At 42.5% G+C, this 7951-nt stretch carries 7 protein-coding genes and 4 pseudogenes; 6 read left to right on the top strand and 5 right to left on the bottom strand.

What is annotated here, in order from left to right; translation table 11 throughout:
- Positions 1-55, bottom strand: a 55-nt coding sequence (locus tag BGL89_RS21380) for a helix-turn-helix domain-containing protein (RefSeq protein WP_287735666.1), incomplete at its 3' end; no start/stop codon positions are given.
- 243 nt (positions 56-298) lie between these two features.
- Here BGL89_RS21380 and BGL89_RS19445 point away from each other — a divergent pair.
- Entirely contained in the window at positions 299-1549 is a 1251-nt protein-coding gene (locus BGL89_RS19445; protein WP_286827171.1) for a vWA domain-containing protein, read from the top strand.
- A 33-nt stretch (positions 1550-1582) separates the two neighbouring features.
- Here BGL89_RS19445 and ruvX read toward each other — a convergent pair whose 3' ends face one another.
- Together ruvX and BGL89_RS19455 are read right to left on the bottom strand one after the other, a co-directional pair.
- Positions 1583-2035 (bottom strand): Holliday junction resolvase RuvX, encoded by a 453-nt coding sequence (gene ruvX / locus BGL89_RS19450; protein WP_286827172.1) that lies wholly within the window; start codon positions 2033-2035, stop codon positions 1583-1585.
- Complete coding sequence (locus BGL89_RS19455; RefSeq protein WP_286827173.1) at positions 2035-3276, bottom strand: GNAT family N-acetyltransferase; 1242 nt, start codon at positions 3274-3276, stop codon at positions 2035-2037. The genes ruvX and BGL89_RS19455 overlap by 1 nt, the downstream gene beginning before the upstream one ends.
- An 815-nt stretch (positions 3277-4091) precedes the next feature.
- Here BGL89_RS19455 and BGL89_RS19460 point away from each other — a divergent pair.
- Both BGL89_RS19460 and BGL89_RS19465 read left to right on the top strand, forming a co-directional pair.
- A pseudogene (locus tag BGL89_RS19460) lies at positions 4092-4530 on the top strand (DUF4277 domain-containing protein); the annotation flags it as partial.
- Between the two features lie 273 nt (positions 4531-4803).
- A pseudogene (locus BGL89_RS19465) lies at positions 4804-5124 on the top strand (IS1634 family transposase); the annotation flags it as partial.
- A 234-nt stretch (positions 5125-5358) separates the two neighbouring features.
- On the opposite strand, the pseudogene BGL89_RS19470 reads toward BGL89_RS19465, so the two are convergent.
- Positions 5359-5494 (bottom strand): annotated as a pseudogene (locus BGL89_RS19470) (IS4 family transposase); the annotation flags it as partial.
- Between the two features lie 337 nt (positions 5495-5831).
- Here BGL89_RS19470 and BGL89_RS19475 point away from each other — a divergent pair.
- Both BGL89_RS19475 and BGL89_RS19480 read left to right on the top strand, forming a co-directional pair.
- Positions 5832-6419, top strand: a complete 588-nt coding sequence (locus BGL89_RS19475; RefSeq protein ID WP_286827174.1) for a Uma2 family endonuclease — start codon at positions 5832-5834, stop codon at positions 6417-6419.
- A gap of 113 nt (positions 6420-6532) precedes the next feature.
- Positions 6533-6718, top strand: coding sequence for a PCP reductase family protein (locus BGL89_RS19480; protein WP_079207278.1), 186 nt, complete (start codon positions 6533-6535; stop codon positions 6716-6718).
- A 4-nt stretch (positions 6719-6722) separates the two neighbouring features.
- Here BGL89_RS19480 and moaA read toward each other — a convergent pair whose 3' ends face one another.
- The gene (gene moaA, locus BGL89_RS19485) at positions 6723-7712 is read right to left on the bottom strand and encodes a GTP 3',8-cyclase MoaA (RefSeq protein WP_286827176.1); all 990 of its coding nucleotides are present in this window, start codon (positions 7710-7712) and stop codon (positions 6723-6725) included.
- A 145-nt stretch (positions 7713-7857) separates the two neighbouring features.
- Here moaA and BGL89_RS19490 point away from each other — a divergent pair.
- A pseudogene (locus BGL89_RS19490) lies at positions 7858-7951 on the top strand (transposase); the annotation flags it as partial.

The following is a 7951-nucleotide window of genomic DNA, read 5'->3' on the forward strand; positions in this document are numbered from 1 at the left end:
ATAGCGACTCTTGTTCTGGTGTGGGGTAAAATCGAAACCAATAGGCTTTTTCCATGTCTCACATTTTAGCATATATTTGGTAAATGCGCTAATATTTAACGGTAAAGCCGTCGTAGAACGACGGGGTTTCAGACCCAAAATTTTCGATGAACAACCGCGGGTGAGCATCGTAGATCGACAAAAATGAGATGCAGCCAGTTCTCGAACTTGTTTAACTCGATGCTGGACGGGAAAATAAGCACAAATCTAACTATACTCATTACAATATAAATATCAACGACCACGATAAAAAACTCTTATGCGGGTAACTCTAAAATCGGCCTTGAGTGACAGTCATATCGATGCTAATCAAAGCAGCAGTCAACGTCAACTGATGCTCTCGATCGCCGCCACCAGTGAACAGATCAACACAAATTTACCGATTAATCTTTGTTTAGTTCTCGATCATAGCGGTTCTATGCAGGGAAAACCCCTAGAAACGGTCAAAAAAGCGGCCTTCAGTTTAATAGAATCCCTCGGGGTTAACGATCGTCTCTCGGTAATAGCTTTCGATCATCGCGCCAAAGTTATTCTTCCCTCCCAATCGCGACAGGATGATCTGACCTTAATTCGCTCAAAAATTCAACAATTACAAGCGGGAGGAGGTACGGCGATCGATGAAGGGATAAAATTAGGTATTCAAGAAAGTTCTACCGGCAGCAAAGGTTATGTGTCTCATATTTTTCTGCTTACCGATGGTGAAAATGAACACGGAGATAATCAACGCTGTTTAAAGTTAGCCGGAGTAGCGGCTGAGTACGGTATCACCTTAAATACCTTCGGTTTTGGCGATCATTGGAATCAAGATATCCTAGAAAAAATTGCCGATATCGCTGGCGGAAGTTTATCTTATATCGAAAGACCCGAACAGGCTTTAATTGAATTTACTCGTCTATTTAACCGTTTGCAATCTGTCCGGTTAACTAACGCTTTCCTGCAATTAGAATTAGATGCTCGGACTCATTTAGCGGAGTTAAAACCCATTGCCCAAGTTGCCCCAGAAACCATAGAAATGACCCTACAAAAAGAGGGCAATTTTTACATCACCCGTTTGGGTGATTTAATGATAGATGAAGAAAAAATTATCCTCCTCAATCTCTATATCGACCAAATTCCCCCCGGTACTCACACTATAGCTCAGGTGAAGATTCGCTACGATGATCCCGCTTCCGGTCAAAAAGGGCTAGAAACTGCGACTATTAGCCTTAATATCGCATCCCAAGCTATCTATCAATCCCAATTAGACGAGCAAGTTCAGAAATCGACTCTGACTTTAGCCAAATATCGTCAAACCCAAATCGCTGAAGAAAGATTAAAACAGGGCGATCGAGCAGCCGCCGCCACCATGCTACAAACCGCGGCCAAAACCGCCTTACAATTGGGAGAAAAAAACGCCGCCACTGTCCTCCAAACTAATGCCACCCGTTTACAGGTGGGAGAAGAATTGAGCGAGGGAGATTTAAAGAAAACCCGCATTATTGCTAAAACAAGACTACAAACCGATGGTTGACATCCTCACCACCGTAAACGGACGGTGAGGATGTCAACGAGTTTCCCCTAAAACAACCGTATTAACTCGCCGTCGGCGATCGAGCCATTGTTGTAAAATAATCGCCGCCGCTTCCCGATCGATCGCTCCCTTATCCCAAGAGGAAAACTGTTTTTTGGCTTTTAAGAATTCTTCCGCCTCTAGGGACGTGCAACGCTCATCAATGTATTCGAGGGGCAAATCCAAGGCTATCCCTAGTTTCTGGGCGTATTTTTGCACCTGTTGGGCCTGAAATCCTAACTCTCCGGCCATGGTATAGGGCAGTCCCGCCACCAAAATCTTAATATTTCTTTCCTTGACAATTGCCTTAAACTGTGCTATGTCGGCAACAAAAGAAGAACGGATAATCGTGGTTAAACCGGTGGCGATTAAACCTGTGCCGTCACATCCTGCCACTCCTACCCGTTTTTTACCGATATCTAAGCCTAGGGCGGCGACCCTTTCCATTACACTGGATGCCCCTGATCGGGGGGGTCCGAGGGCGGTTTAACTGGGGGAAGTTCCCCCGGACTGTCGAGGGAGTCCAAGGGGGGATTATTGGGCCATTTTAACCAAGACATCCGACTAGGGATGGGAGTGCGCGGCACCGGTTGTAAACCCTGCAGCATTTCTGCTAGGGCGGAATTTTCCGGCTTAGTTTCGCGGATTTTGTGCCATACCGAGCGCGACATCATCAGGGTGTGGGAACTGCGGATCGCTCCCAATTGTTCCAGATATTCCCGTCTTTCGTGCTGATAATCAGCAGATATCAACTCTAGCGAGCGAGGGGGATACTTGCGCGTGATCTGGGCCATCTGGATTAATAACTTAGGATAGAGCCAAGTGTAGGCGGGATGGACAATTAATTTCGCTTGATGGGGTCGCTCATCCCGATTAGATAGAATTAATTCAAAATAACCGATCGCCGCTTTTCGTTGTGGTTCAAAAACGTAACCGCGACTAATTTGCGGACTGCCGCACCAACTTTGACAGCGATAGAGCAAACTATCAACTAAATTGATTTTAAAATCCTGGATATGGCGATCAAATACCTGACGCAGTAGCGGCGGCATAGACACACAATCTAACTGATAAAGCAATTGAGCGTCAGCATTGCTCACGGGCAGTAAATTCGGTAAATCTGGCTCTTGTTTCGCCAATTCCTGTAATAATTGCGGCGGTAAAGACCAATAGGTTAATTCCGCCAAAGGCTGAAAACCGTGTTGCCGGAAAAGTGCCAAACTGTCCTTTTGATTGATATTAACCTCTAACACCCAGGTGCGCGCTTCCCAAACCGTTTCTAGACAATAACGCAGTAATTGCGCCCCGATGCCCTTGGGTTCGCTTAAAGACTCCGCCGGATGCACCCGCACCTGTTCCACCCGCCAAGTGCTGCGACTACTATTAAAAGGGGTGACTTGGATTGCCCCGCGAATTTTCCTTTCTTCTCCCCGATTGGCCATGGACTCGGCCACATAGACATGAAAACGGTGTTGGAGAGGATTAGGAAAAAGACTGAGAATTTTAAACAACCCAAACCAAGGCCGCACCTGTTGCACCTGCGTGCGGAAATTTTGGGTGCGACGATCAATATCCTCATCGAAGTCATCGAAGGTTAAAGCTTCAATGTCTTCCAAATCCCGATATTGTACGGGACGGATCGGGCGATCGCTAAAATCGTCCCCTTGGGGAACAGGAGAAGTGGTCATGGCTCTGGGGTAAATATCGTCTATGCACCTATCACTTTAGCAAATTACTTGTTAAAAGTTGGTAGAGCAGCCTAGATTCGTAAAACAGCAGGCGACACAGTCCATCTTTCCCCAGTGCTTTAAAACTTGGCAACTCTTGGTTGACTTCGATTTTTTGCCCGGTTTTCTCGTTTCGAGTAAAATAGGTGTGATTTCTGGAATTTAACCAAGAGTTCTTAAGTTTAGCAACAATCTCAGTTTTAGCGGGTTTATTAGGACAAATAGTAACCATTGCCTGAGCATACAAGTGAGAGCGCATTAAATCGGACTCTTTCCAAGATTTCTTGATTTTATCTTGTTTGGCAGAAGTATCACCAGAAATCTGATAGGAATAACCAAGACCTAAGTAGGGTTTGCGGCAAAAAGTTTGTTGGTGGGTGTAGGGTGTAGGGTTTTACTGATTTTGAGGGAGTGAATTACCTAATTTTCAGGGAAAAAGTACCTGAATTTTACCCCCGATCACTGCAAGGGTTGGCACTTTTTGAGAAAAAAAAAGTCTAAAACTCTTACCCAACAAGGTTTTTAGATTTATTCAGCAAACCCTAATTAGGGTCTGCTGAAAAAGTTTTTCGGTGGGGGTAGGGTGTGGGGTGTGGGGTGTAGGGTTTTACCGATTTTCAGGTGGTCAACTACCTAATCACCCCTAGCTAAGGCACTTTTTGATGGGAAAAAAGTCTAAAAGTATTATCCAACAAGGTTTTTATATTTATTCAGCAAACCCTAATTATGAAAAAATAGGAATTGTTGGAAAACTTAGGCGAGTGGACTGTTCGACCGTGAATCAATCAACAGAAATTCAAGTTAAAAATCTAGACCATCTAGGATTAGTAGCCGGAATTATCGATGAAATAGGAATCGTTGAAATTATTAACGAACAAGTCTCAATGGGTTCCAGGAGAAATTGTCACAGCTGGGCAAGTAGTAAAAGCGATTATTCTTAACGGATTGGGATTTGTCTTCCGAGCCTTGTATTTATTTACTCAATTTTTTGGAGATAAAGCAACCGAACATCTGCTGGGAGATGGCATCGAACCCAAACACTTAAATGATGATAAAATTAGTCGAGTAATGGACAAACTTTATTAACTGGATGTTTCAGTCATTTTTCTACTGATTAGTTTAGCGTCCGTGAAAAATTTTGCTGTAGCAACCGAGAATTACCATGCTGAATTAGAGTTGAATTTGCCAGCTATTGAGAGGCTAAAGAAACGAGCAGGACGATTCGTTTTAGCGACTAACGATTTGGAGGAAAAACGATTGAGCAGTGAGAATATACTCAAAAAATATAAAGGGCAACAAGCTCCGGAAAGAGGATTTTCTTTTCTCAAAGACCCCCACTTTTTTGCCAGCAATTCTCATTTTGATGCTAGAAGCAGATTTTAGCACCCCCACCAAAAATGTCATAACCCTCATAATGACTGAATAGCTGAAATTACTAAATCTCTGTTTCTGTCTGTATAAATTGTTACTTTTTGAAATGAGAATTGCTGCTTTTTTGCCCACAGTGTCTTTCTCAAATCTCCCCATAGAATCGAGGTCATGGCCATGCTCATGTGCTTGTGCCTACTGGTTTATACTATTGGTCAAAGACAACTTCGTTTAAGTTTAAAACAGCAGGAGACGGGACGGAAAAATTAGTTGGGTAAGTTAACTGACCGACCAACATTACGCTGGATATTTCACTGCTTTCAAGGGATTCATCTCCTCCGTATTCAAGACAGTCAAAAGATTAGCAACTTGACTGATGAGAGGCGCAACATTTTGAGATTTTTCCCCAAACCTTGCCAGGAATATTATCTCTTATCTTGACCAGATGGATTGACTTCAAGGGGTGACAAAACAAAGCGAGCAACTCGAACATCTCCCGCTAGATGTTAAGTCTGATTGCTCGTTTATTCTCAATAAGCTTTGTTTATTGAGAATGAGCGGGGCAACCCTGAAATTTTCGGCTTAGTTGGCGGCAGCTTGCCGCCAACTCACTCCTCTAGATAAATATTTTGACTCAGGCATCTTTCTCTTTTGAGACGTTGTGATACTTAGGGTGCGGAATGTGGGTTGTAATCTTTTGTAGTTAGACTCTTTCAGAGCTTTACTTTCAAATCCCACTGCTAACTCCCTTAAATTGACGGTTTTGACTTTGATTAAAGCTAGTAGGAACAGTGCCAGAAACGAAATTCAAAGCACCATGCCATCCGAGATGGGGTTGAAGGGCTGGAGATTGGTTCTATTTCTCATGAAATCCTACTCTCGCCTACTTTTCAAGCTTTTTGTCCTGTACTTAGGTTAAACATAGGAGAAACTAAACATAAAACTATTTATCTAGTTTATTTTAACCCTTGGGGTGAGCAATTTTGATAGTTAGATTTTTAATTGTGGATTTCTCAGCATTTTTTGCCAGAGATTAAGAGAAAAATATGATCCGAGCAACTCAATCGATAACCTTGATTAAGGATAACTTTGTCTCTTTTTAGGGAAATGCTGTATCCTAGAAAATAGAATAGGAAGGAGAGTCAAAAATGTTAACCGCTACCGACACTAAATATTATACTCCCGAAGAATATCTGGCTCTAGAGGAAACGTCCGAAGATAAAAATGAATATCGTCAAGGAGAAATTATCCCCATGGTAGGAGCCACCACTAATCACAATCAGATTTGTCTAAATTTTTGCCGTAATTTTCCCTTAAATATCAATAATCAAGATTATTATACCTACATGGAAACGGTGCGTTTATGGCTGTCAGATTATAGCATTTACACCTATCCCGATGTGATGGTGATTCAAGGTCAACCTCTCTATCAAGGGAATAGTCAATCTAACGTGATCAATCCTTTAATTATTGTCGAAGTTCTCTCTAATTCTACCCAAGCTTATGATCGAGGGGACAAGTTTAAATTCTATCGTTCCTTGCCAACTTTTCAGGAATATATTCTGATTGAACAATCTAGTTATAGTCTAGAACGTTATTACAAACAAAAGGATGATCAATGGTTAATTGATTTCTGCACGGGGGAAAATGCGGTTTTACAATTGCTGTCTGTGGATTGGCAGATTTCTTTTCAAGATTTATATCAAAGAGTCAATTTTGACCTAGCGGAAACCTAAAATTAAGAGAAAGGTGAAAAAGAGTCGCTGTCAAGAAAATCGTCATCTCATCAGCTTTTCAATAAATAGCTAATCTTTTTTGGTATAATAGACGGACTGCTATTGTTAAATCTATGGACGATCTAGATTTTTCCGATCAATTACAATGGACAGCAGAAGCAAAAGCAAAACTAAAAAACATTCCCTATTTTGTTCGTTCCCAAGCGCGTCAAAGGATAGAAGAATTAGCTCGTCATGCCGGTTCCGATCGAGTTACCGTGGAAATGGTAGAACAGGCTAGAGTAGAATTTGGACAGTAGATTTTTAGCCGCCAATTTGGGACATAGTACGGGTATAAATGCCGCTTGATGTGCCGGAATCACGCAGTTTAAAGTTTATTTCTGCTTTTAGTTCCATTAATTTCCCGACTTTTTCCCTGATTTCTGCCGGCGAAATTCCTTGACGGAGGGCAGTTTTTAGGTCAATTTGTCCAGTTTCGTTGAGGAGACAGGGACGCAACCAACCATCGGCCGAGAGACGTAGGCGGTTACAGCGATCGCAAAAACATTCCGACATCTGACTGATAAAGCCAATTGTACCCTTAGCCCCCGGAATTTGAAAAACATCGGCTGGACCATTTCCCCGCACTTGACCCTCATTTAAGCCCCATTTTGCCCGAATTCGCCCTCTTAATTCCTCGTTCGCGATCCAAGCTTTTTCTTGAAATAAATCACCGTTACCGATGGGCATAAACTCGATAAAACGGACGTGCCAACGCTTCTCGATGGTCAAAGCCGCTAAATCTTCCACTTCTGCCTCATTTATCCCCGGAATCACCACCACATTCAATTTTAAGGGGTCAAAACCCACCCTCTGGGCTGCTTGAATACCTGCCCAAGTTTTTTGCCAACGACTCCGGCCGCGATTACCGATAATTTTATCGAAAGTGTCGGGGTCGAGGGAGTCTAAACTGATATTAATCCGTCTTAGTCCGGCTTCATACAACATTTCGGCTAAATTGTCAAGTAAATAACCATTAGTGGTCAGAGCTAAATCGCTAGTGGCAGATAAAGAGGCGATATCGCGCACAATCTCCACCACTTCGGGATGTAAGAGAGGTTCCCCACCAGTAAGACGAAATTTGCGGAAACCGAGGGGAATAAAGACATTTTTGACTAAAGTAAGAATTTCCTCCCGGGTGAGTAAGTCTTGCGGTCGAACATAGGACAATTCTGCATCTTCAGGCAGACAATACTGACAGCGAAAGTTACAGCGATCGATTAAACTAATCCTGAGATAGTCGATTTGGTTCATGTTAACGGGGAAATACTGTTTTGACCGAAAATTTGGGTACAAGCCCCGCCCTTTAGTGTAGCGGAGGGCGGCTTTAAATAAATATGTATTGTCAACTTAAAGAATTTTGTGTTAAGATATTGATACTCAGTCAAGCAGTGTCAAAATATTTGTACTAGAATACAAAGTTAAGCCAAAACCTAATCAGATAGAAGCCATTAATGAGGCAATACGGACAACCCAATTTGTTCGGAATAAAG

The sequence above is a fragment of the Microcystis sp. LSC13-02 genome (genome assembly GCA_002282935.1).
GTDB lineage: Bacteria > Cyanobacteriota > Cyanobacteriia > Cyanobacteriales > Microcystaceae > Microcystis.